The 22,783-nt window shown below is 66.1% G+C and carries 18 protein-coding genes; 8 read left to right on the forward strand and 10 right to left on the reverse strand.

Annotation, left to right across the window (positions count from 1 at the left end):
- The first annotated feature begins 190 nt into the window (after positions 1-190).
- Positions 191-751, forward strand: a complete 561-nt coding sequence (locus FGS76_RS09065; RefSeq protein WP_138772317.1) for an acyloxyacyl hydrolase — start codon at positions 191-193, stop codon at positions 749-751.
- A 30-nt stretch (positions 752-781) separates the two neighbouring features.
- On the opposite strand, the gene FGS76_RS09070 is transcribed toward FGS76_RS09065, so the two are convergent.
- Positions 782-2,662, reverse strand: a complete 1,881-nt coding sequence (locus FGS76_RS09070) for a sigma-54-dependent Fis family transcriptional regulator (protein WP_138772318.1) — start codon at positions 2,660-2,662, stop codon at positions 782-784.
- A 221-nt stretch (positions 2,663-2,883) separates the two neighbouring features.
- Here FGS76_RS09070 and FGS76_RS09075 point away from each other — a divergent pair, with 221 nt between their 5' ends.
- The 5 genes from FGS76_RS09075 (at position 2,884) to FGS76_RS09095 (ending at position 12,207) form a co-directional block, all read left to right on the forward strand.
- A complete protein-coding gene (locus FGS76_RS09075; protein WP_138772319.1) occupies positions 2,884-5,028 on the forward strand; it encodes a PQQ-dependent dehydrogenase, methanol/ethanol family in 2,145 nt (714 codons plus the stop codon).
- 1 nt (position 5,029) lies between these two features.
- A complete protein-coding gene (locus FGS76_RS09080) occupies positions 5,030-6,544 on the forward strand; it encodes an aldehyde dehydrogenase family protein (RefSeq protein ID WP_138772320.1) in 1,515 nt (504 codons plus the stop codon).
- Between the two features lie 110 nt (positions 6,545-6,654).
- Entirely contained in the window at positions 6,655-8,349 is a 1,695-nt protein-coding gene (locus FGS76_RS09085) for an AMP-binding protein (protein ID WP_138772321.1), read from the forward strand.
- A complete protein-coding gene (locus tag FGS76_RS09090; RefSeq protein ID WP_138772322.1) occupies positions 8,342-9,961 on the forward strand; it encodes an AMP-binding protein in 1,620 nt (539 codons plus the stop codon). Before FGS76_RS09085 ends, FGS76_RS09090 begins: the two co-directional genes overlap by 8 nt.
- A gap of 155 nt (positions 9,962-10,116) precedes the next feature.
- Positions 10,117-12,207: a TonB-dependent receptor family protein gene (locus tag FGS76_RS09095; RefSeq protein ID WP_138772323.1), complete on the forward strand. Its 2,091-nt coding sequence runs from the start codon at positions 10,117-10,119 to the stop codon at positions 12,205-12,207.
- 194 nt (positions 12,208-12,401) lie between these two features.
- Here the strand turns inward: FGS76_RS09095 and FGS76_RS09100 are convergent, their stop codons facing one another.
- The 4 genes from FGS76_RS09100 to FGS76_RS09115 form a co-directional block, all read right to left on the reverse strand.
- The gene (locus tag FGS76_RS09100) at positions 12,402-12,830 is read right to left on the reverse strand and encodes a host attachment protein (RefSeq protein WP_138772324.1); all 429 of its coding nucleotides are present in this window, start codon (positions 12,828-12,830) and stop codon (positions 12,402-12,404) included.
- Positions 12,831-12,930: 100 nt separating this feature from the next.
- Positions 12,931-13,419 (reverse strand): PaaI family thioesterase, encoded by a 489-nt coding sequence (locus FGS76_RS09105; protein ID WP_240692484.1) that lies wholly within the window; start codon positions 13,417-13,419, stop codon positions 12,931-12,933.
- A 17-nt stretch (positions 13,420-13,436) separates the two neighbouring features.
- Complete coding sequence (locus tag FGS76_RS09110; RefSeq protein ID WP_138772325.1) at positions 13,437-14,243, reverse strand: IclR family transcriptional regulator; 807 nt, start codon at positions 14,241-14,243, stop codon at positions 13,437-13,439.
- A gap of 163 nt (positions 14,244-14,406) precedes the next feature.
- Positions 14,407-15,195, reverse strand: coding sequence for an SDR family NAD(P)-dependent oxidoreductase (locus tag FGS76_RS09115; RefSeq protein ID WP_138772326.1), 789 nt, complete (start codon positions 15,193-15,195; stop codon positions 14,407-14,409).
- Positions 15,196-15,515: 320 nt separating this feature from the next.
- Between FGS76_RS09115 and FGS76_RS09120 the strand changes: the two genes are divergently transcribed.
- Positions 15,516-16,943, forward strand: a complete 1,428-nt coding sequence (locus tag FGS76_RS09120; RefSeq protein ID WP_138772327.1) for an aldehyde dehydrogenase family protein — start codon at positions 15,516-15,518, stop codon at positions 16,941-16,943.
- 13 nt (positions 16,944-16,956) lie between these two features.
- The gene (locus tag FGS76_RS09125) at positions 16,957-17,805 is read left to right on the forward strand and encodes a crotonase/enoyl-CoA hydratase family protein (RefSeq protein WP_138772328.1); all 849 of its coding nucleotides are present in this window, start codon (positions 16,957-16,959) and stop codon (positions 17,803-17,805) included.
- A 36-nt stretch (positions 17,806-17,841) separates the two neighbouring features.
- On the opposite strand, the gene FGS76_RS09130 is transcribed toward FGS76_RS09125, so the two are convergent.
- The 5 genes from FGS76_RS09130 to FGS76_RS09150 form a co-directional block, all read right to left on the reverse strand.
- The gene (locus FGS76_RS09130; RefSeq protein WP_138772329.1) at positions 17,842-18,762 is read right to left on the reverse strand and encodes an SMP-30/gluconolactonase/LRE family protein; all 921 of its coding nucleotides are present in this window, start codon (positions 18,760-18,762) and stop codon (positions 17,842-17,844) included.
- Positions 18,763-18,949: 187 nt separating this feature from the next.
- Positions 18,950-19,750, reverse strand: a complete 801-nt coding sequence (locus FGS76_RS09135; RefSeq protein ID WP_138772330.1) for an SDR family NAD(P)-dependent oxidoreductase — start codon at positions 19,748-19,750, stop codon at positions 18,950-18,952.
- A 123-nt stretch (positions 19,751-19,873) separates the two neighbouring features.
- Positions 19,874-20,653: an SDR family NAD(P)-dependent oxidoreductase gene (locus FGS76_RS09140; protein ID WP_138772331.1), complete on the reverse strand. Its 780-nt coding sequence runs from the start codon at positions 20,651-20,653 to the stop codon at positions 19,874-19,876.
- A 137-nt stretch (positions 20,654-20,790) separates the two neighbouring features.
- Positions 20,791-21,558 (reverse strand): SDR family oxidoreductase, encoded by a 768-nt coding sequence (locus tag FGS76_RS09145; protein WP_138772332.1) that lies wholly within the window; start codon positions 21,556-21,558, stop codon positions 20,791-20,793.
- 104 nt (positions 21,559-21,662) lie between these two features.
- Entirely contained in the window at positions 21,663-22,694 is a 1,032-nt protein-coding gene (locus FGS76_RS09150) for a phosphotransferase (RefSeq protein ID WP_138772333.1), read from the reverse strand.
- Positions 22,695-22,783 lie beyond the last annotated feature (89 nt).

Raw genomic sequence — 22,783 nt, forward strand, 5'->3', positions numbered from 1 at the left:
GAGGATGCACAGCCACGACAGGCCTGCGCGTAAGGGGTCGGCGGCAGCAGCAGATGTAGATAAGAAACAGGCCTACGGCTACCGGGACAGCGACTACTTCTTCCTCAAGATCAAAGCCGCCTTTCCCGGGAATCCGCGATGAACCTTTTTTTTGCTTGTCCTTTGGATTGTTTGGTTAGGAATACGCACCATGCTGATGGCGATGCGCGGCTGGAAAAGCCGCTCCTTGCTGGTCCTGTCGGCCCTGCTCTGGCAGGCCCCGGCCAGCGCCTCCCCCAATGATTCCCGCGTCGGCGTGCGGATCGGCGGCGGCGAGGGACTCGATTACTACAGTCTGTTCATGCTCTGGCCGTCCGACTGGCTGCAAAGCCGGGTGGTGGACCGCTGGCTGGACGGTGACCTGATCCGCGCCTACTGGGACCTGTCCGTGGAGCGTTGGGAAGGCACCGGCGCGGATGGCCGGGACAACGCCACCGAGGTGTATATATTCGGCCCGGTGGCACGCATTAACTGGCCCAGCCAGCGCTTCCATCTGCTGCTCGGCGTGCAACCTTCGTACATGAGCCATGCCCATATCGACGACGACGACATGGGCGGCAATGTGCAGTTCACCAGCCACGCCGGGCTGGTGTTCGAGGTGACGCCCCGGCTGGCGGTGGGGTTCCGGGGCCAGCACACCTCCAACTCCCGGCTCTATCGGCCCAACCCGGGCATGAACCTGGCATCGGTGACCCTGGCTTACCGGTTCTGAAGGCCGGGCGGCTGACCCCGGCAGGGCCATCTAAACACGGTCCGGGAGACCATCCCCTGCCTGGCGGCTCAGGCCGAAGCGTCGCATCTTGCGATAAAAGGTAGCCCGGCCGATGCCCAACCGGCGGGCGGCGGCGGAGACGTTGCCGCCGCTGGCGGCCAGTGCCGCCAGCATGGCCTGCCGGGTCTGTCCGTCCAAGGTGCCGGCCGGCGGCTCGGCGGCGGTCTCGGCGGCGTCCTCATGCGGCACGGCGGGCAGGTGCTCCAGCTCGATCCAGCCGCCCTCCGCCAGCACCGCCCCCAACCTCAATGCCTGTTGCAGCTCGCGGATATTGCCCGGCCAGGAATGGGCCATCAGCGCCCGGCGCGCCGCCGGCGACAAGCGGGGCACCGGCGTGGAGGGCGATACCTCTTCAAGCAGCGAATCCATCAAGGCGGCCAGGTCGGCGCGCTCGCGCAGCGCCGGCAAGGCCACCCGCAGGCCATTGATGCGGTAAAACAGATCCTCTCGAAAACGGCCCTCGGCGATGGCCCGGTCCAGGGGCTGCAGGGTGGCGCACAGCAGCGAGAACGACACCGGCCGCACCCGGCCACCACCGAGACGGGTCACCTCCCGGTCCTGAAGCACTCGCAACAGGCGGGCCTGCAGGGTAAGCGGCATGTCGCCGATTTCATCCAGAAACAGAGTGCCACCGTCGGCCTGCTCGAACTTGCCGGCCATGCCGCCACGGCGGGCACCGGTAAAGGCCCCTTCCTCGTAGCCAAACAACTCGGACTCGATCAGCCCCTCGGGAATGGAGGCACAGTTGACCGCCACGAACGGGCCCTGGCCGGCGCCGCCCCGTTCGTGCAACCAGCGCGCCAGCCGGTCCTTGCCGGTGCCGGTTTCGCCGTTTATCAGCACCGGCACGCCACCCCGAAAGGCTTTCAGGGCCCGTTCATAAAGCGGCCCGGCAATCGCCTCCCCGGCGTCTCGACGGGGCATGGCCACCGTCGGGCGGGGAGCGCTTTCCACCCGCACATAGAGCTGCCCGCCGTCCTGGCAGGCCAGCGCCACCGGTTCCCCGGCGCCGCGCCGCAGTGACGGCAGCGCGCTGCCCCATAGCCGCTCCAGGGTCACCGGCCGGCCCTCGCCTTCCAGCCGCGCCAGATCCAGCAACTGGCGGGCAACCGGGTTGGCGCCCAGCAGGCGCCCGTCGCGGTCGAAATGGATCAGGCCACGCACCGGGGAGTCGGTCAGCTCGGAACGGTAATGGACGGCCAGGCGCAGGTCCCCGGCCAGGTTTTCCACCATGCGGTTTTCCACCTCCCGGGCGGCCAGCGCCAGGGGCTCAAGCACGCCCATGGCGCGCCCGTCGTGGCGCCGCGAGGCGTTGAGCACGCCGGCCAGCTCGCCATCCGGCGCGAACAGGGGGACGGCGGCGCAGATAAAACCGCCGGCCTCTTCCAGAAAATGCTCGCCACCGGTGACCACGCTGGGGCAGCGCTCGGTAAGCGCGCAGCCCGGCCCGGTGGTGCCGGCCACGGTTTCGTCCAGGTTGCCACCGGCGCGCAACGCCCGGCCCAGGTCCGGGCAGGCCCGGTCGCCGGTCATCGAGCGGACGATCCAGCCCTCCGCCTCCAGACAGGCCAGCACCCAGTCGGTGCCGCGCAACGCTTTGAACAGCCGCTCCATCTCCGGCTCCACATAGTGCAGGAGCTGGTCGCGGTATTCCTGGAGGCGACGCAACGCATGTCGGGAAACGGGAGAAAAAATACGGTGGTCATCCGGGGCCAGGCCGTACTCCCGGGAGCGCTGCCAGGAGCGGATCACCTCACCGCGCACCCAGCCCGAAGGCACTTCCCTGCCTTCTCGAAACAATCGCCGGGCTTCCAGCAATTGGCGGTCCATTTGCAAACCGGTCGCGTGCATCTTCGTCTCCGACAAAGTGTCTTGTTGTTATACAGCCGACCGGGGCAAAGCTGTCTCACTACGAGACAGAAGGTGTTACCCGAGCGCCCTCGGCCCTCTCTAATTAAGACTTAACTCTTTGTTTTTAAACGATTTTGTATCTTTTTTCCGGGTTTTCCAAAGTATGGCACGCCCCCTGCGAAGGCACAACCGACGTCAACTTTTCTAATAAGGACAACATCATGACGAATCACACCCTCCTCGCGGGCCGCGGCGCCCGTCTGTCGGCGGCACTGATCGGCGCCGCGCTGTTGCTGCCCGGCGGCGCCCAGGCCGCAAAGGCGGACCAGCACGCGGTCGCCACGGTGGACGCCCGCCACATCATCGACAACCGCGACAGCGGCCAGGACTGGCCGGCCCACGGCTTCGACTACCAGGAAACCCGCTTCAACCCCCTGGATCAGATCGACACCGGCAACGTGGACCAGCTGCGCCTGGCCTGGACCTACGACCTGAACAGCCGCCGTGGCATCGAATCCACGCCCATCGTGGTGGACGGCATCATGTACGTGACCGCCTCCTGGAGCGTGGTGCACGCGGTGGACGCCCGCACCGGCAAGGCGCTCTGGACCTTCGATCCCGAGGTACCCCGGGAAGTGGGCCAGTCGGCCTGCTGCGACGTGGTCAACCGGGGTGTCGCCGTTTATCAAGGCAAGGTCTACGTGGCCAGCCTGGACGGCCGCCTGATCGCCCTGGACGCGGCCACCGGCAAGCCGCTGTGGCGCCGCGACACCATCGTCGACCATGATCACGCCTACACCGTCACCGGCGCGCCCCGGGTCTTCAACGGCAAGGTGATCATCGGCAACGGCGGCGCAGAGCTGGGCGTGCGTGGCTATATCACCGCCTACGACGCGGACACCGGCAAGCAGGCCTGGCGCTGGTTCACGGTGCCCGGCGACCCGTCCAAACCGTTCGAGAACAAAGCCATGGAGCGGGCGGCGAAGACCTGGGACCCGAGCGGCAAGTACTGGGAAACCGGCGGTGGCGGCACGGTCTGGAACAGCATGGTGTTCGATCCGGAGCTGAACCTGATGTACATCGGCACCGGCAACGGCTCGCCCTGGGCCTACTCCAAGCGCAGCCCGGCGGGCGGCGACAACCTCTATGTGGCGTCCATCGTCGCCATTAACCCGGACACCGGCGAATACGTCTGGCACTACCAGGAAACCCCGGGGGACAGCTGGGACTACACCTCCACCCAGGACCTGATCCTGGCCGACCTGAAAATCGACGGCAAACTCCGCAAAGTCATCCTGCACGCTCCCAAGAACGGCTTCTTCTTCGTGATCGACCGCACCAACGGCAAATTCATCTCGGCGGAAAACTACGTGGATGTGAACTGGGCGGACGGCTACGACGAGAACGGCCGGCCCCGGGTGGTGCCCGAGGTGCGCAGCACCGACAAGGCGTTCGACATCATCCCCGGCCCCTTCGGCGGCCATAACTGGCATTCCATGTCATTCAACCCGAACACCGGGCTGGCCTATTTCCCGGCCCAGAACGTGCCCGTGAACCTGGCGGTGGACCCGGACTGGGACGGCTACGGCAGCAACAAACCGGGCCAGCCGATGAGCGGCGTGGGCTGGAATACCGCCTCACAGATCAACAGCGAGCCGCCGAAAAGCGCTCCCTTTGGCCGCCTGCTGGCCTGGGACCCGGTCAAGCAGAAGGAAGCCTGGCGCCATGAACTGCCGTCGCCCTGGAACGGCGGCACCCTGAGCACCGGCGGCAACCTGGTGTTCCAGGGCACCGCCGACGGTCGCCTGCTGGCGCTGAACGCGGAGAATGGCGACCTGCTGTGGGAGACACCGCTGGCCACCGGCGTGATCGCCGCGCCGGTCACCTACAGCATGGATGGTGTTCAGTATGTCTCCATCGCCGCCGGCTGGGGCGGGGTCTATGGCCAGACGCAAAGGGCCACCCCCAACCGCGCCAACCCGGGCATCGTTTACACCTTCGCCCTGAAGGGCAAGGCCAAGACCCCGCCACGGCCCGGGGCGGCGGACAAGACCCTGGTGCAGGGCGTCTCCTATGACCCGAAGCTGGTGGAGGAAGGCACCGGCCTGTTCGTCAGCAACTGCGTGTTCTGCCATGGCGTGCCCGCCGTGGATCCGGGCGGCAACCTGCCCAACCTGGGCTACTCCGACCAGAAGGTAATCGCCGATCTGGACAAGTTCGTGTTCGACGGCCCGTTCATGTCCCGGGGCATGCCGGACTTCACCGGCCGCCTGAAAAAAGAGGACGTGGAGAAACTCAAGGCCTTCATCCAGGCCACCGCCGACGCGGTGCGCGCCCAACAGCAGCAGCAACAAAAAGGAAAATAACATGAGCCTGAACAACGACCAGATGCGGATGCTCGACGAGCGCACCCGCCGCTTCCTGGAAAAAGGGCAACAGCAAATGCTGATCGGCGCCGAGTGGCGCGATGCCCGGGACGGCGGCCGCCTGCAAGTGATCAACCCGGCCGACGAACAATCCCTGGGCAGCGTGCCCGCCGCCGGCGAGGCGGATGTGGACGACGCGGTGATGGCGGCGCGGGCGGCGCTGGAAGACGGCCCCTGGGGCCGGGCCCGGCCCGCCGGCCGCGAGCGGCTGCTGCTGAAACTCGCCGACCTGATGGAGCGCGACGCCCGGGTGCTGGCGCAGCTGGACTCGGTGGACAACGGCAAGTCCGCGCAGATCGCCGAGGCGGTGGACATCACCCTGGCCATTGCCTTCTTCCGCTACATGGCCGGCTGGGCCACCAAGATCGAAGGCGGCACCCATGAAGTCTCGGCGCTGATGGCGGCACCGGAGGCGGAGTTCTCCGCCTTTACCCGCCGCGAGCCGGTGGGCGTGGTGGCGGCCATCGTGCCGTGGAATTTCCCGCTGCTGATGGCCGCCTGGAAGCTGGCCCCGGCCCTGGCCGCCGGCTGCACCGTGGTGCTCAAGCCCGCCGAGCAGACGCCGCTGTCCGCCCTGTACCTGGGCAGCCTGATTCAGGAAGCCGGCTTCCCCGCCGGCGTGGTCAACGTGATCACCGGCGACGGCCCGGGCACCGGGGCGCCGCTGACCCGCCACCCCGGCGTCAACAAGATCAGCTTCACCGGCTCCACCGAAGTGGGCCAGATGATCGGCCGCGCCGCCATGGACAACATGGCCCGCGTGACCCTGGAGCTGGGCGGCAAGTCGCCGATGATCGTGCTCGACGACTACGACCCGGAACAGGCCGCCCAGGGCGCCGCCCAGGCGATCTTCTTCAACCATGGCCAGGTGTGTTCCGCCGGGTCCCGGCTGTATGTGCACAAAAGCCGCTACGACCAGGTAGTGGAAGGGCTGGCCCGGCTGGCCGACGGCATGACCCTGGGCCACGGGCTGGACCCGAACCATCATATGGGGCCGCTGGTGTCCCGCGAGCAGATGGAGCGCGTGCTCGGCTATATCAACAGCGGCCGCGAACAGGGCGCCGAGGTGATGACGCGGGGCGACGACGCGCCCACCCAAGGCTATTTCGTGCGCCCCACCGTGTTCGCCGGCACCGACGACGCCCTGCGCGTGGCCCGCGAGGAGATTTTCGGGCCGGTGGTGGTGGCCCTGCCCTACGACGACATCGAGGAGGTGGCCCGGCGCGCCAACGACAGCGCCTATGGGCTGGCCGCCAGCATCTGGTCCAACGACCTGTCCCGGGTGCACCGGCTGATTCCCCGTATCAAGGCCGGCAGCGTCTGGGTCAACTGCCACAACATGCTGGACCCGACCATGCCGTTCGGCGGCTACAAGATGTCCGGCTTCGGCCGTGACATGGGTCGCGATTCCTTGAATGCCTATCTGGAAACAAAATCCGTGGTAATGGCATTGTAGCTTCAGGGCCCACCGGTTCGCCGGCGGCCCGAGCCGCCGGCGCTTAGGGAGCCTCTGAATAACGCAGATCCCAACAACGAAAATTCCAACAACAATGATGCGGAGGAAACATGCCCACTCCTTCCAGCCAGCCCTCCTACACCAAGGGCCCGGACGCCGGCACCCTGTTCGAGATTCCGATTGGCGATGCCTTCGACGCCACCGTCAGCCGTCATGGCGACCGGGAAGCCCTGGTGGTGCGCCACCAGGGGCTGCGCTATAGCTGGGCCGAGCTGAGCGACCAGGTGGAACGCCACGCCCGTGCCCTGATGGCCCTGGGCCTGGCCACCGGCGACCGGGTCGGCATCTGGTCACCGAACTGCGCCGAGTGGTGCATCGCCCAGTTCGCCACCGCCAAGATCGGTGCCATTCTGGTCAACATCAACCCGGCCTACCGCCTGGAGGACCTGCGCTACGCGCTCAATCAGTCCGGCTGCCAATGGCTGATCTGCGCGGACACCTTCAAGACCTCCGACTACCATCGCATGGTGCTGGATCTGGTGCCGACCCTGGCCAACAGCGAGCCCGGGCGGCTCAACGATCCCGGCGCCCCGGAGCTGCGCGGCGTGATCAGCCTGGCGCGGCAGCCACCGGCCGGTTTCCTGCCCTGGCGGCAACTGGACGACCACGCCACGCGGGTGTCCGCCCAGTCCCTGCACCAGCGCCAGAGCGACCTGGACGTTAACGACCCGATCAATATTCAGTACACCTCCGGCACCACCGGCTTCCCCAAGGGCGCCACCCTGAGCCACCGCAATATCCTCAACAACGGCCACCTGGTGGGTGAAAGCCTGGGCCTCAACGAACGGGACCGGCTGGTGATCCCGGTGCCCCTGTACCACTGCTTCGGCATGGTGATGGGCAACCTGGCCTGCGTCACCCACGGCACCACCATGATCTACCCCAACGACGGCTTCGACCCGGAAACCACGCTGCGCGCGGTGGCCGAGGAGAAAGCCACCGCCCTGTACGGCGTGCCCACCATGTTTATCGCCGAACTGGCCAGCCCGGTGCGCGACGAGATGGATCTGTCCAGCCTGCGCACCGGCATCATGGCCGGCGCCACCTGCCCGGTGGAGGTGATGCGCAAGGTCATCGACGAAATGCACATGAGCGAGGTGCAGATCGCCTACGGCATGACCGAGACCAGCCCGGTGTCCCTGCAGACCGGCGCCGACGATGAACTGGAGCGGCGCGTCAGCACCGTGGGCCGCACCCAGCCGCACCTGGAAACCAAACTGGTCGATGAACACGGCGCCACCGTCGGGCGCGGCGAGATCGGCGAGCTGTGCACGCGGGGTTACTCGGTGATGCTCGGTTACTGGAACAATCCGGAGGCCACCGCCGAGGCCATCGATGACCAGGGCTGGATGCACACCGGCGACCTGGCGCGGATGGACGATCAGGGTTACGTGCGCATCGTCGGCCGCGCCAAGGATCTGATCATCCGGGGCGGCGAAAACGTCTACCCCAGGGAAATCGAGGAATTCCTCTACAGCCATGAATCGGTGGAGGAAGTGCAGGTGATCGGCGTGGCCGACGACCGTTATGGCGAGGAGATCGTCGCCTGGATCAAGGTGCGCCCCGGCGTCGACATCGACGGCGACGAGCTGCGCGCCTTCTGCCAGGACCGCATCGCCCACTTCAAGGTGCCACGCTGGTTCCGGCTGGTGGACGATTTCCCGATGACCGTTACCGGAAAGATCCAGAAATTCCGCATGCGGGAAGTCAGTGAACAGAGCCTCAAGGAGCATGGCCATGCGTGACTACCACACCGCCGAGCGCCAGTTCGATTTGCGCCAGGCCGCCCGGCGCGACCTGCACGGCACCCTGGATGCCCTGAACGCCTGCGTGGAATGCTGCGACCGCCACCTGGGCCACGACCGGGTGGCGCTGTATCAGGAAAGCGAGGACGGCCAGGGCGAGCAGTTCACCTTCGAGCAACTGAGCGACGCCGCCGGGCGCTTCGCCACCGTGCTGGCGGAACGGGGCGTGGGCGCCGGCGACCGGGTTGCCGGCCTGCTGCCCCGGCGGGTGGAATTGCTGATCACGGTGCTCGCCACCTGGCGGCTGGGGGCGGTCTACCAGCCGCTGTTTACCGCCTTCGGGCCCAAGGCCATCGAGCACCGGGTACAGGCCGCGGACACCCGCCTGATCGTCACCGACCGGGCCAATCGGGAAAAACTCGACGAGGTGGAAACCGGGGCGGCGGTGATCACGGTGGACGCCGAGCGCGCCGGCGACGGCGACTTCCATGCCCTGCTGGAAGCCAGCCGGGACCATCATCCGCCGGTGATGCTCGATGCCCAATCGCCGTTTCTGATGATGTTCACCTCCGGCACCACCGGCCTGCCCAAGGCGGTGCCGGTGCCGCTCAAGGCGATCCTCGCCTTCCAGGGCTACCTGCGCGACGCGGTGGGCCTGCGCCAGGACGACCGGTTCTGGAACCTGGCCGATCCGGGCTGGGCCTATGGCTTGTACTACGCCATCACCGGCCCGCTGGCCCTGGGCCACTCCACCACCTTCTACGCCGGTGGCTTCACCGTCGAAAGCACCTGCCAGGTGATCGAGAAATACGGCATCACCAACCTGGCCGGCTCGCCCACCGCCTTCCGCCTGATGATGGCCGGCGGCGCGCCGGTGGTGGCAGCGCTGCGCGGCCGCCTGCGCGCCGTCAGCAGTGCCGGCGAACCGCTCACCCCGGCGGTGATCCGCTGGTTCGCCGAGGAACTGGGCGTCACCATCCACGACCACTACGGCCAGACCGAGCTGGGCATGGTGCTGTGCAACCACCACGCGCTGCGCCACCCGGTCCGCCAAGGCGCCGCCGGCATGGCGGTGCCCGGCCATCGGGTGGTGGTGGTGAACGACCAGGGCCAGGAGCTGCCCGCCGGGGAACCGGGGATTCTGGCGGTGGACCGAAGCCAGTCGCCGTTGTTCTGGTTCGACGGTTATCCATCCGCGCCGGGCAAATCCTTCCTCGGCGATTACTATCTCAGCGGCGACACCGTGGAAGGCAACGAGGATGGCACCATCAGCTTCGTGGGCCGCGACGATGACATCATCACCACCTCCGGCTACCGGGTCGGCCCGTTCGACGTGGAGAGTGCCCTGATCGAGCATCCGGCGGTGGTGGAGGCGGCGGTGGTGGGCGTGCCGGACCCGGAGCGCACCGAGATCGTCAAAGCCTTCGTGGTCACCGGCGCCGGCCACGGCGGCGACGAAGCGTTGGCCCGGGAGCTGCAGGAACATGTGCGGCATCGGCTTTCGGCCCACGCCTATCCGCGCCGGATCGAATTCGTGGACAGCCTGCCGAAGACGCCGAGCGGCAAGATCCAGCGTTTCCTGCTGCGCCGACAGGAAGACCCGGGGCGCTGAGACCCGCCATTGGCGCGACCGGTGCGCTATCACGCAGGGACGTGCCCGCCATCAGGCACCGGTGGTCAGTGCGGTTGGCACGCAGTGCATTGAGGCGCCGGCGGTAAACCGCTAGCGTGCCGATTACATCGAAAAAGATCATACCGAGGACCTTCATGCATCGTCGCCTGCTCGCCTGGCTGGGCGGGGCCGCTCTTGCCCTGCCCGGCACCGCGCTCCCTGCCACCGCCCCTGACACCGGCCTGGCCACCGCCCCGGCCCACGAACTGGAGGCGGTGACCGTCACCGGCACCCGGCTGGAGCGGGACCTGGCCGATCTGCCCGGCGCCGCCACGGTGGTGGACGCCGCCCGGGTGCAAACCGGGCAGCCCGGGCTGCAGCTCGACGAAAGCTTGAGCCGGGTGCCCGGCCTGTACCTTCAGAACCGCTATAACTTTGCCCAGGGCCTGCGGCTTTCCAGCCGCGGGTTCGGCGCCCGGGCGCCGTTCGGGGTGCGCGGTTTGCGGCTCAATGTGGATGGCTTCCCGGAGACCCTGCCGGACGGCCAGTCCCAGGTGGACGCCATCGACCTGGACGCCCTGGAATCAATCACGGTACTGCGCGGCCCGTCCTCGGTGCTGTACGGCAACGCCACCGGCGGCGTGGTGGATATGACCACCCGCAGCGGCCGGGATCTGCAATACGACCGGCGCTTCAGCGTCGCCGGCGGCGCCGACGGTTACCGCAAGGCGCGCCTGGAACTGGGGGGCGCCGACCGCGACGGCCACCATTACCTGAGCCTCACCGGGGTGCGCCACGACGGCCAGCGCCAGCAAAGCGACCTGGAGAAATACCTGCTCAACGCCCGGGTCGGCCGGGCCCTGGCCCCGGAGCGGGATGTGGAGCTGTTCTTCACCGCCCTGGACACGCCGGTGGCCCAGGACCCGGGTGGCCTGACCCGCGCCCAGGTCGACGAGGACCGGGACCAGGCGGCGCGCTTTGCAAACCTGCTGGACGCCGGCCAGGAGGTCACCCAGCAACGGCTGGGCGTGCTCTACCGCGAGCGCGGCCTGGGCGGCGAACTGCGCCTGCGCGGCTTCGTCACCCGGCGGGACTTCCGCCAGCAACTGCCGTTCCCCGGCAGCAGCCTGATCGACTACCAGCGGCTGTTCTACGGGCTGCGCCTGGAATACACCAACCAGGCACATCTGCTCGGCCTGGACCATCGTTTCCTGGTCGGCGTGGACGCGGACCGTCAGCGCGACGACCGGGGCCGGCGCAGCGTCAACGCCGCCGGCCAGGTCACCGGCGAAACCGCCAATGAGGACCAGACCGCCACCGCCAGCGGCCTGTTCGTGCAGACCGACACCGACCTTACCGACTCCCTGGTGCTGGCCCTGGGCGCCCGCGCCGACCGGGTGCGCCTGGACATTGACGACCACCGGCTGGTGGACGGCGACCAGAGCGGCCAGCAGACCTTCAACCAGGGCAGCTACAGCGCCGGCCTCACCTGGCACCTGAATCCCCGCCACAGCGTCTACGCCACCGTGAGCAACGCCTTCGAGACCCCCACCTTCACCGAACTGGCCAACCCCTCCGGCGCCGGCGGCTTCAACCCGGACCTGGACCCGCAGAAAGCGGTGAACCGGGAAATCGGCGGGCGCGGCCAGATCGGTGAGCGGCTGTTCTACGACCTGGCCCTGTTCAGCGTGCGGGTGCGCGACGAGATCACCCCCTACCAACTGGACGGGCGCACCTTCTATGACAACGCCGCCCGCACCCGCCGCGACGGCCTGGAGCTGCTGCTTGAGCACCAGACCACGGAACGGCTCACCCTGACCCTGGCGTACACCTACTCGGACTTTGAATTCGAGGACTTCTTTGATGATCAGCAGAACCGGGACGTGAGCGGCAACCGGCTGCCCGGCCTGCCCCGCCATCACCTGTTCGCGGAAGCGGCCTGGCGCTGGTCCAACGGCGCCTTCCTGGTGGTCGACGGCGACTACAGCGGCTCCGTCTACGCGGAAAACACCAACCGGACCAAAGTGGATGACTACCTGGTGGCCGGCCTGCGCGGCGGCCGGGAATGGCGCCTGGGCAGACGATCCCTGACGCTCTATAGCGGGGTGAAAAACCTGTTCGACGAGGACTACATCGCCAACCTGCGCATCAACGCCAACAGCGACCGCCCCAACCCGGCGGACCGGGGATATTACGAACCGGCGCCCGGGAGGCAGTGGTACGCCGGGGCGTCCTATGCGTGGTAGCTGCAAGCTGCAAGCTGCAAGCTGCAAGCTGCAAGCTGCAAGCCGGGACAGGGTGGCGGTTGGGTTGTGCCGGTCAACGGGCGGTTGACAGTTGAAAGTTAAAAGTTGAAAGGTCGCGGCCGCGGGGTTTCCCCGCGGCCTTCGGCCGGGTGGGGTTGGTTGCGGCTTGTAGCTTGGGGCTTGTAGCTTGCTGCTCAGACTATTCCCGCCGCCTTCTTGATGTCCTTGACGTTCTGCTTGGTCAGATCCTTGTCCACTTCACGGATCACGGCGCGGCGGGTGGGGTCGTCGAGTTTGTCGCGCAGGGCGCCCAGGAAGCGGGGTTCGGCGATCACGATAAAGTCGTCCACGCCACCCTGGTCGTGGGCCGCTTTCATGTATTCCGCCAGTTCCTTGGCGAAGAAGGCGGCGTGCTTGTCGGAGGTGGCCTGTTGGTTGCCGGTGGCGCGGGGGTTGCCGTGCATGGCGCCGCTGCCTTCCTTACCGCCCTCGCCGGTACGCAGGTCGCCGGCGTGGGCCTGGCTTTCCGGGTGATCCAGCTGTTCAACCTCGCGCACGCGGCCCACCTGGTGGGCGAACACACGGGCGTGGGCGGCGTTACTGGCGATGATGTAGGTGGTCATAGTGGCTCCTTTCCATTGGCTGTGTCCTGTTACCCAGCCTTGAGCCAAACGCGCCTCGCTTCAACCCATCAACGCGCGGAACCGGTAAAAAGCCTTTAAATCAGCGGGTATCCAGCGGCTGACCGCGAACATCCTCCGAGCCGCTGCGCAGCCGGAAGGTGCCTTCGCCAATGATCAGAAGCCGTTCCTCGGCGTCGTACACATCCACGGTGGAGTTGAAAATGCGGCTGCCGCCGGCCCGTCGGGTGCCGATGGCGCGGATATAGCCCTTGCCGCTCTGGCCGGTGAAGGTGGTGGTCATGGACAGGGTGATGGCCTTGCGGATGCGGTCCGGGTAAGGGCACCAGGTGCCGGCACAGGCGCCGGCCACGTCCAGCAGGGTGGCCAGCACGCCACCGTGGATCAGCCCCGCCAGATTGAGGTGCCGGTCGGTGACTTCCAGGCCGAGCACCGCCCGGCCTTCCTCCCATTCCAGAAACTCAAAGCCCAACAGGGCCGGGAAGCCGTGGCTGAACTTGCGGGTGGCCGCCTCCATGGTCAGCGTTAACCCCCGGTCGCTATCGGGGCTCATCGGGTCTTGCTCATGCATTGGGTCTCTTTATGGATTCAGACTTCCCGGCCCTGCACCATCTGGCGAACCTGATCCACCACTTCCTTCAGGCGCGGGCCGAGATTCTCGATCAGTATCCGGCGGCTCAACCGGAGGGACGAGCCACCACAATTAAACGGCACCACCTGGCCACCGTTATCCAGGATCAGCGGCACGCCCACGGCGCTCACGTCCCGGTTCCATTCTCCGTCGGAGGTGACGAAGCCGTATTGCTGGTATTCCTTGATCGCCCGTTGCAGGCCCCGTTGCACCTCCGGCCAGGCGTCCGGGTTCTGGGCGCGGATCGCCTCGTAGTAAGGCTCCCGCTCGTTCTCCGGCAGTGCCGCCAGCAGCGCGCGCCCCACCGCCGAGGTACCGGTGGCCACCCGCGAACCCACGGACAGACGCAATACCAGCGGACCGGAGCCCTGGCACACCTGAATGTAGGTCATGGAGGCGCCGTCCGGCGCGCCGATGGACACCATGCAATCGGTGGCATCGGCCAGTTCCTGCATGAACGGGCGGGCGATATCACGCACGCCTTCGCTGGCCAGGTAGCGGTAACCCAGGTCCAACACCCCCGGGCCCAGGCGATACTTCTCCAGATTCTCCGCGTAGCGCAGATAGCCCAGCTGGGTCAGGGTGGCGGTCATCCGCGACACCGTGGGGCGCGGAATATTGGTGCGTTTGGCCAGTTCGGCGTTACCCAGATACTCATCGGAGGGACCAAAACAGCGCAGAATATCCAGACCGCGGGCCAGGGCGGTGACAAAATTACGGTCTTTCTCCGCGGATCCGTCTTTGCCAAGAGCGGCTCGTCGCATGGTGTTGCTTCCTTAATCAGGCTTCGGGATCGGGGTCGGGGCCCCGTTTGCTTATCAGTGTTTTTTCTTATTCGTGCTATTTATGGTTGTGTATAAAGCGGGCAAATATATCAAAAAGGCGTTTCACCGAGGAGCCCGAAAGCCCCGGCGGTGCGCCGCCCGGTCAGTGTTTCATGCCGGGCAGGTTCAGTGAGGCGGTGTTGCCGCCGTCCACCGCCAGCGCCTGGCCGGTGACATAGCTGGCGTCATCGCTGGCCAGGAACGCCATGGCGGCGGCGATCTCATGGGGGCGGCCATAGCGGCGCAGCTCGCAGCGGCTGCCCAGCTTTTCTTCCTTGTTGCGCTCCCGGGCGAAGTCGAACACCGGCTTGGTCATGCCGGTTTCAATCAGCCCCGGGCAGATGGCGTTAACGCGCACGTTGTACTGGCCCAGATCGCAAGCAGCGGTCTTGGTCAGGTTGATCACCGCCGCCTTGGAGGCACTGTAGGCGTTGCCGCCGGCGCCGGAGCGGATACCGGCCACCGAGGCGGTATTGACGATGGCGCCGCCGCCCTGCTCGCGCATATGCCGGCCCACCGCCCGGGTGAAGAACACCGGCCCCAGCAGATTCACGTTGAGGATATTGCGCCAGGTGTCGGTGTTGGTCTCGGTGATGCCGGTATAATCGCCGCCGGCGATACCGGCGTTGTTGCACAGGGCATGAATACGGCCCCGGGCCTCGATCACCTCGGCCACCAGGGCGTCCACCGCCTGCTCATCGGACACGTCCACGGTGCGCAGCATGGCCTCGCTGCCCGCCGGCAGGGCCTCGCGGGTTTCCGCCAGCCCGGCCTCGTTACGGTCCACCAGCACCAGGAAGGCGCCCTCTTCCGCGAACCGGCACGCGGCCGCCCGGCCAATACCGCTCGCCGCGCCGGTGATCAACACGGTACGCTCCTGGAATCGCTGCATGGTGCTCTCCTCGAATCACTATTGTCATTTTTAACGGCGTAATGCCTTTCCCAGGCAAGATGCCTTTTTCAAGGAAGATGACATGGGCGCGGGGGGCGGTCAAGATTTTGGAATGCCATTCCAAAAATGAGCTAGGCAGAATCGTCAGGATGTGGCACGTTGGACGGTCTTTAAAGAAGTTGAAAGTTTAAAGTTAAAACGCGAACCAGGGCCCGGTTGAACGGAACCGTCCCGCCCGCGTTCAAAGGAAAGCGTCCGACGAAAGCGCCCTTTCAACGTTTAACTTTCATCTTTCAACTCGTTTCCCAGGGAGAGCATTCATGAGTCATCTGGCACAGTTCTATATCAATGGCGGTTGGGTCGCGCCCAGCGCCGACGCCAAACCCTTCGAAGTGATCAACCCGGCCACCGAGGCCAGCGAAGGCACCGTTTATCTGGCCGGCCGTGGCGACGTGGACGCCGCCATCCAGGCCGCCCGCGATGCCTTCGAGGGCTTTGCCGCCCTGCCGCTGGAAGAGCGGCTGGGCATGCTGGAACGGCTGCTGGCCGCCTACCAGGCCCGCCTGGACGACATGGCCGACGCCATCAGCCGGGAAATGGGCGCGCCGCGCCACAGCCTGGCCGCCAAGGTGCAGGCGCCCATGGGCCTGGGCCACATCAAATCGACCCTGGAAGCCGCCCGCGACTTCCAGTTCGAGGAAACCCTGGGCCGCGCCACCGTGCGCCGCGAGCCCGCCGGCGTGGCCGCGCTGATCACGCCCTGGAACTGGCCCATGAACCAGGTGCTGTGCAAGGTGGCCCCGGCCATCGCCGCCGGCTGCACCATGGTGCTCAAGCCCAGTGAGTTCGCGCCGCTGTCCGCCATGGTACTGGCCGAGATTATCGATGAAGCCGGCCTGCCCGCCGGGGTCTTCAATATGATCTACGGCGACGGCGCCGAGGTGGGCCCGATGCTGTCCTCCGACCCGCGCGTGGACATGGTGTCGCTGACCGGCTCCACCCGCGCCGGCGCATCCGTAAGCAAGGAAGCCGCCGACACCTTCAAGCGCGTCTCCCTGGAACTGGGCGGCAAATCCGCCAATATCATTCTCGCCGACGCGGACTTCCAGAAAGCGGTGGGCCACGGTGTGCAATCCATGATGGGCAACACCGGGCAAAGCTGTAACGCCCCCTCGCGGATGCTGGTGCCGGCGGACAAGCTGGCCGAGGCGGAAGCCATCGCCGCCCAGGTGTGCGAGAAACTGGCGGTGGGTGATCCCCGGGACGAGAGCACCCGGATCGGGCCAATCGCCAACGAGCGCCAGTTCAAGCGTGTGCAATCGCTGATCGAGAAAGGCATCGAGGAAGGCGCCAAGCTGGTGAGCGGCGGCCCGGGCAAACCGGAAGGCCTGGACAAGGGCTTTTATGCCCGGCCCACGGTGTTCAGCGAGGTCAACAACCAGATGCTGATCGCCCGCGAGGAAATCTTCGGCCCGGTGCTGGTGATGATCCCCTACCAGGACCTGGACGAGGCGGTGGCCATCGCCAACGACTCCGACTACGGCCTGTCCGGTTATGTCTACGGCGCCACCGTGGAGGACGCCGCCAAGGTGGCCGCCCGGCTGCGTACCGGCATGGTGCATCTGAACGGGGCCCAGCTGGACCTGCCGGCACCGTTCGGCGGCTATAAGCACTCCGGCGTGGGTCGGGAATGGGGCGTGTACGGCCTGGAGGAATTCCTGGAAGTGAAATCCGTTTTCCATCCCTGAGCGGGAGGTCGCCATGACCTATGAAACGCTGAGCGTGTCCGTGGACGACCGGGTGGCGCTGATCACCCTGGATCGTCCCGATCAGCTCAACGCCATGAACGCGGCATTCTGGAACGAGCTGCCGGCGGCGGTGCGAGCCCTGGACGCGGACGGTGGCGTACGCGCCATCGTCATCAACGCCAACGGCAAGCACTTCACCGCCGGCCTAGACCTGGGCATGTTCGGCGCCCCGCCGGACCCGGCGGACCGCACCGCCCGGGTGCAGAAAGCGGCGCGCTTCCGCCAGCACACCGCGCTGATGCAACAGAGCTTCAGCGCCCTGGAGGAATGCCGGGTGCCGGTGATCGCCGCCGTGCACGGTGGCTGCATCGGCGGCGGCGTGGACCTGATCAGTGCCTGCGACCTGCGCTATGCCAGTGCCGACGCCTTTCTCACCATCTATGAAGTCAATGTGGGGCTGACCGCCGACGTGGGCACCTTTCCCCGGCTGTGCAAGCTGCTGCCGGAGGGCATCGTGCGCGAGCTGGCCTATACCGGCCGACGCATGGGCGCCGAGGAGGCGGAGTACCGGGGTCTGTTCAACGCGGTACTGGACGGCCGCGAAGCCACCCTCGGGAAAGCCATGGAGGTGGCCCGGGAGATCGCCGGCAAATCACCGCTGGCGGTGCACGGCTGCAAGCGCATGATCACCTACGCCCGGGATCACAACACCGCCGACGCCCTCGACTATGTGGTGACCTGGAACGCCGGCATGCTGCATGTGGAAGAAGTTCAGGCCGCCATCGAAGCGGGCAAGCAAGGTGGCGAAGGCGATTTCACGCCGCTGCCACCGCTGGCCGGTGAAGTGAAAGGCGGCGTCTGACAGGGCATCGCGGCCACCGCCGCGATGCTCCCTATTTCAAACGTTGAGAAAGTTCAGCGGCAGCCCGGGGCGCTCCCAGGGCATGGATACCAGTTTGCCGGCGCTGGACAGCGTGATGTAGGCGGTGCGCAGATCCGCGCCACCGAAACAGATATTGGTGGTCACCAGATCGTCAGTGGGCACATGGCGGATACTGGCGCCGTCCGGCGAAAAGATGGTGATGCCCGAGTGGTAGATGGTGGCCACGCAGATGTTGCCGTCGGCGTCCACCGCCAGGGAATCGAAGTAGCAGAACTCCGAGGGTTGCCCCACCAGGCGACCCGGCCGGCGCGGCCCCGGCGGTCGCGCCACCTCCCCTTCACCGATGATGTCCATGGCCCACAACCGGCCCGGCAGGGTGTCGGCCACGTAAACGGTTTTCTCGTCCGGTGACAGGCCCACGCCGTTGGCGGTGGGAATGGGGAACACCGCCTCGCGGATAAAGGAACCATCGATACGCGCGTAATACAGGCCGCCCCGGTCCTGGCTGCGCCCCCGTCCCTTGCCCAGGTCGGTAAACCAGAAACCGCCCTGCCTGTCGAACACGATGTCGTTGGGGCCCTTCAGTGGTTCGCCGTTCACTTCCGTGTACAGCACCTCCACCTTGCCGGTCTCCAGGTCGATACGCTCGATGCGCCCGCCGGAATAATCCTCCGGCATGTCCCCGGGCAACAGCAGCCCGTCCTTCTCGTGAAACTGCATGCCACCGTTGTTGCACACATAACAGGCCCCATCCGGGCCGATGGCCGCGCCATTGGGCCCGCCGCCGGGCTCGGCGATGGTCTCCTTGCGACCATCCGGATGCACGCGGGTCAAACGCCCGGCGGCGATCTCCACCACGATGACCGTACCGTCCGGCATGGCGATGGGCCCCTCGGGGAAAAGGAGCCCGTCGGTGATGACTGTGTAGTTGGACATTTTGTTCTCCTTATAAGCTGCAAGCTGCAAGCTGCAAGCTGCAAGCTGCAAGCTGCAAGCTGCAAGCTGCAAGCTGCAAGCTGCAAGCTGCAAGCCAGAACAGCGTGACGCCCTCTCAAAGCCCGTCAAACCTTAATGGAGGTGTTTCGCCTGTAGCTTGAAGCTTGAAGCTTGAAACTAACACCCCTCAACCCTTCTCGTTGAACATGGCGATACGCCCGCCATCCACCACCAGATCATGGCTGTTGATGAAGCTACCTTCGTCGCTGGCCAGGAACACCGCCGCGAAGGCGATATCGTCGGCCAGGCCGGAGCGCGGGAGGGGGGTGGCCTTGGCCAGGTTGGCCTGCAGCTTTTCCATCTTGCGTTGGTTTTCCTCGTCGCTGAGGCCCTGGGCGCGTTGGGAGCCGCCCCAGAAGATCGGCGTGGCCACGGCGCCGGGGGAGATGGCGTTGACGCGGATATTGAACTCGCCCAGTTCGGCGCCGGCCAGGCGGGTCATGTGGGCCACCGCCGCCTTGGCGCCGGAATACAGGTAGCCGCCCTGGTTCAGGCGGTGGCCGGCGATGCTGGCGTTATTGATGATGCTGCCGCCGCCATTTTCCTTCATCGCCCGGGCGGCGTGCTTGATGCCGAACGCCGGAGCGCCAACCAGCAGGCGCATGATGCGGGCGAATTCCTGCTCGTCAAAGGAGTCCACGGTGGTGCGGTCGCCGGCGCCAGCGTTGTTGAACAGGCAGTCCAGGCGGCCGAACCGGTCCACGGTAAAATCCACCAGCGCGGCGATGTCGTCCTCGCTCATGATGTCGGTACGCTTGAACACGGCGCGCTCGCCCAGCTCGGCGGCCAGCGCCTCGCCCTTGTCCTCGGAACGCCCGGCCAGTACCACGGTGGCGCCCTCTTCAATGAAACGCCGCGCGGTGGCCTCGCCAATGCCGGAGGTGGCACCGGTGATCACGGTAATCTTGTCCGCCAAACGATTGCTCATTTCTCTCTCCCGATATTGACGTTGCAGGAGCGGCTTCAGCCGCGATTTGTAGCCGAGATAGTGCCACGGACGGGCATTGCTTTTAAAAACATCGCGGCTGAAGCCGCTCCTACGGGGTGGGGCTTAAAACGCCGAGACGCCGCCGTCCACGGCGATGGCCTGCCCATTCATATAGGTATTCGCCGGCGACAGCAGCATCAGCATCACGGCGACGATTTCCTCGGGCTCGCCGATGCGTTTCATGGGGCTGCCGGCGGCCATCATCGCCAGGGTCTGGTCCGCCTGGTCACCGGCGGCCAGCCCGTCGCCCTCCAGCATGGGGGTGCGGGTGTAATAGGGGCAGATGGCGTTGACGCGAATGTTCTTGCGGCCGCATTCCACCGCGGCGGTGCGGGTCAGACCGATCACCGCGTGCTTGGAGGCGGCATAGGCACCGATCTTGGGACCGCCGCCGATGCCGGCCATGGAACTGGTATTGAGGATGGCGCCGCCACCGCTTTTGCGCAGGGCCGGAATCTGATACTTCATGCCGAACATCACGCCTTTCACGTTGACGTTCATCTGCTGGTCCAGCAGTTCACCGGTCAATTCTTCCATGCCCAGAAAACCGTGGGCGATGCCGGCGTTGTTGGCGGCCAGATCCAGGCGGCCGAAACGTTCCAGGGCGGTGTCCACCAGGGCCGCGCAGTCCGCTTCGCTGGACACATCGCAACGCCGCGCCACCGCTTCCACGCCCTCCGCTTCCAGATCCGCGGCCAGCCGGTCCAACGCCGCCATGTTGAGGTCACCCAACACCAACCGCGCCCCGCGCCGCCCCAACTCCCGGGCCAACAAAGCACCAAAACCACTGGCGGCGCCGGTGATCAGCCCCACCTTGCCGGTGAAATCCAGCATTGGGTCCATAGGAATCTCCATCAGGCGCCGGTGCGCGCGGCCGGGGCCGCTGCCTCACCGGACGCGGGTGCGCAGTTAAAAGTGACAAGTTAAAAGTTGAAGGCGGCTACGTAGCCGCCCTTTTCACTTTCAACTTTCAACTGCTTTTAAATGGTGAACCCGCCATCCACCACCACACACTCGCCGGTCACGTAACTGGACGCATCCGACACCAGATACAGCACCGTGCCGGCCATCTCGCGGGGTTCGGCGTGGCGGTGCATGGGGATCTGGGCGATGGCGCTCTTGTAGATGGCTTCCTGTTCGAACAGGGCACCGGCGAATTTGGTTTTGGTCAGGCCGGGCAGCAGCGCGTTGACGCGGATGTTGAACTCGGCGCATTCCTGGGCGAAGGACTTGGTCATGCTGATCACCGCCGCCTTGGAGATGGAATAGATGCCCTGCATGTTGCCCGGCGACAGGCCGTTGATGGAGGCGGTGTTGACGATGGCGCCGCCGCCCTGCTCGCGCATCAGCTTGGCGCCTTCCACGGACATGTAGAAGTAGCCGCGCAGGTTCACGTCCACGGTTTTATCGAAGGCCGCCACCGGGGTATCCAGGATATGCCCGAAGTAGGGGTTGGCGGCGGCGTTGTTGACCAGGATGTCCAGCTTGCCGCCGTGGGCGCTCTTGATGTGCTCGAAGATCGCTTCCACCTGCGCCATCTCACCGATGTGGCAGGCGAATGCCTCGGCGCTGCCGCCGGCCTCGTTGATGGCGTCCGCCACCGCCTGGCAGCCGTCGATTTTGCGGCTGGAAACGATCACGTGGGCGCCCTGCTCCGCCAGCAGCTTGGCGATCTCCTCACCGATGCCCCGGCTGGCGCCGGTCACGAGGGCCAGCTTGCCGGTCAGATCAAACAATTTAGTACTCATTCTTTCTCTCCCGAAAGATGTAATAGCTACAAGCTTCAAGCCTCAAGCTTCAAGCCGATCGGGCGGCTTAGCCCAGCTTGCAGCTTGCAGCTTGTGACTGTGTTTTAGGCCCCTTCGCGGGCAATCTTCATGGCCATGGCGGCCAGTGGCTCCACCACCTGGGCGGCCCAGCTGGCGCGTTTGCTGGAGGCATTGCCTTCCTGGGCCCGTTTGGCCACGCCCTGGGCGATGGCGGCCAGGCGGAAGAAGCTGAATGCCAGATAGAATTCCCAATGGTCGATGTGGTCGATGCCGCGCCGCTGGCAGTACATGGCCACGTATTCCTGCTCGGTGGGGATGCCCAGGGCGTGCCGGTCCTTGCCTTGCAGGCCGGACAGGTTGCCGCCTTCCGGGGGCATGCGCAGCTGCATGCACTGGTAGGCCAGATCCGCCAGCGGATGGCCCAGGGTGGACAGTTCCCAGTCCAGCACCGCGATCACCCGCGCTTCGTCCGGGTGCCACATCATGTTGTCGAGGCGGTAGTCACCGTGCACCAGGGACACCTGGCCGTCGTCGGCGGGCTGATGCTGCTCCAGCCACACCATCAGGTCTTCCATGGCCTGGATAGGGTTGATCTCGGAGGCGCGGTATTGCTTGGTCCAGCGACCCAGCTGCCGTTCAAAATAGCTGCCCGGTTTACCGTAGTCGGTGAGGCCCACCGCCTCCAGGTCCACGTCGTGCAGCGCCGCCAGCACCCGGTTCATTTCCGTGTACATGGCGGTGCGGGTGTCGTTGTCCACTTCCGGAATCGCCGCGTCCCAGAAGATCCGGCCCTGACAGAACTCCATCAGATAGAACATGGAGCCGATCACGTCCGGGTCCTCGCACAGGTGGTACATGCGCGGCACCGGCACGTCGCTGTCGCGCAGCGCGTTCATCACCCGGAATTCCCGGTCCACCGCGTGGGCGGATTTGAGCAGCTTGCCCGGCGGCTGCCGGCGCAACACGTACTCGCCGGAGGACGCCTTGATGCGGAACGTGGGGTTGGACTGGCCGCCCTCGAATTTTTCCGCGCTCATCGGCCCCTTGAAGCCGGGCACATGCTCTTCCAGATACGCCGTGAGACGCTCGGTATCCAGAGTATCCACCTGGGACATGACTCTCCTCCTTAAAAATGGCTGTAGGAGCGGCTTCAGCCGCGAATCGCCGGCGCCATGATCGCCCCGGCCTTCGCGGCTGAAGCCGC

It is taken from the genome of Alloalcanivorax gelatiniphagus, from assembly GCF_005938655.1.
Lineage (GTDB): Bacteria > Pseudomonadota > Gammaproteobacteria > Pseudomonadales > Alcanivoracaceae > Alloalcanivorax > Alloalcanivorax gelatiniphagus.

What these genes read in the sequence shown, in the direction of transcription:
- FGS76_RS09115 (WP_138772326.1), bottom strand. Translation starts at nt 15,195, where the DNA reads ATGCAGCGATTCCAGGAGCGTACCGTGTTGATCACCGGCGCGGCGAGC.
- FGS76_RS09065 (WP_138772317.1), top strand. Translation starts at nt 191, where the DNA reads ATGCTGATGGCGATGCGCGGCTGGAAAAGCCGCTCCTTGCTGGTCCTG.
- FGS76_RS09125 (WP_138772328.1), top strand. Translation starts at nt 16,957, where the DNA reads ATGACCTATGAAACGCTGAGCGTGTCCGTGGACGACCGGGTGGCGCTG.
- FGS76_RS09085 (WP_138772321.1), top strand. Translation starts at nt 6,655, where the DNA reads ATGCCCACTCCTTCCAGCCAGCCCTCCTACACCAAGGGCCCGGACGCC.
- FGS76_RS09070 (WP_138772318.1), bottom strand. Translation starts at nt 2,662, where the DNA reads ATGCACGCGACCGGTTTGCAAATGGACCGCCAATTGCTGGAAGCCCGG.
- FGS76_RS09080 (WP_138772320.1), top strand. Translation starts at nt 5,030, where the DNA reads ATGAGCCTGAACAACGACCAGATGCGGATGCTCGACGAGCGCACCCGC.
- FGS76_RS09105 (WP_240692484.1), bottom strand. Translation starts at nt 13,419, where the DNA reads ATGCATGAGCAAGACCCGATGAGCCCCGATAGCGACCGGGGGTTAACG.
- FGS76_RS09110 (WP_138772325.1), bottom strand. Translation starts at nt 14,243, where the DNA reads ATGCGACGAGCCGCTCTTGGCAAAGACGGATCCGCGGAGAAAGACCGT.
- FGS76_RS09120 (WP_138772327.1), top strand. Translation starts at nt 15,516, where the DNA reads ATGAGTCATCTGGCACAGTTCTATATCAATGGCGGTTGGGTCGCGCCC.
- FGS76_RS09095 (WP_138772323.1), top strand. Translation starts at nt 10,117, where the DNA reads ATGCATCGTCGCCTGCTCGCCTGGCTGGGCGGGGCCGCTCTTGCCCTG.
- FGS76_RS09140 (WP_138772331.1), bottom strand. Translation starts at nt 20,653, where the DNA reads ATGGACCCAATGCTGGATTTCACCGGCAAGGTGGGGCTGATCACCGGC.
- FGS76_RS09075 (WP_138772319.1), top strand. Translation starts at nt 2,884, where the DNA reads ATGACGAATCACACCCTCCTCGCGGGCCGCGGCGCCCGTCTGTCGGCG.
- FGS76_RS09100 (WP_138772324.1), bottom strand. Translation starts at nt 12,830, where the DNA reads ATGACCACCTACATCATCGCCAGTAACGCCGCCCACGCCCGTGTGTTC.
- FGS76_RS09135 (WP_138772330.1), bottom strand. Translation starts at nt 19,750, where the DNA reads ATGAGCAATCGTTTGGCGGACAAGATTACCGTGATCACCGGTGCCACC.
- FGS76_RS09130 (WP_138772329.1), bottom strand. Translation starts at nt 18,762, where the DNA reads ATGTCCAACTACACAGTCATCACCGACGGGCTCCTTTTCCCCGAGGGG.
- FGS76_RS09145 (WP_138772332.1), bottom strand. Translation starts at nt 21,558, where the DNA reads ATGAGTACTAAATTGTTTGATCTGACCGGCAAGCTGGCCCTCGTGACC.
- FGS76_RS09150 (WP_138772333.1), bottom strand. Translation starts at nt 22,694, where the DNA reads ATGTCCCAGGTGGATACTCTGGATACCGAGCGTCTCACGGCGTATCTG.
- FGS76_RS09090 (WP_138772322.1), top strand. Translation starts at nt 8,342, where the DNA reads ATGCGTGACTACCACACCGCCGAGCGCCAGTTCGATTTGCGCCAGGCC.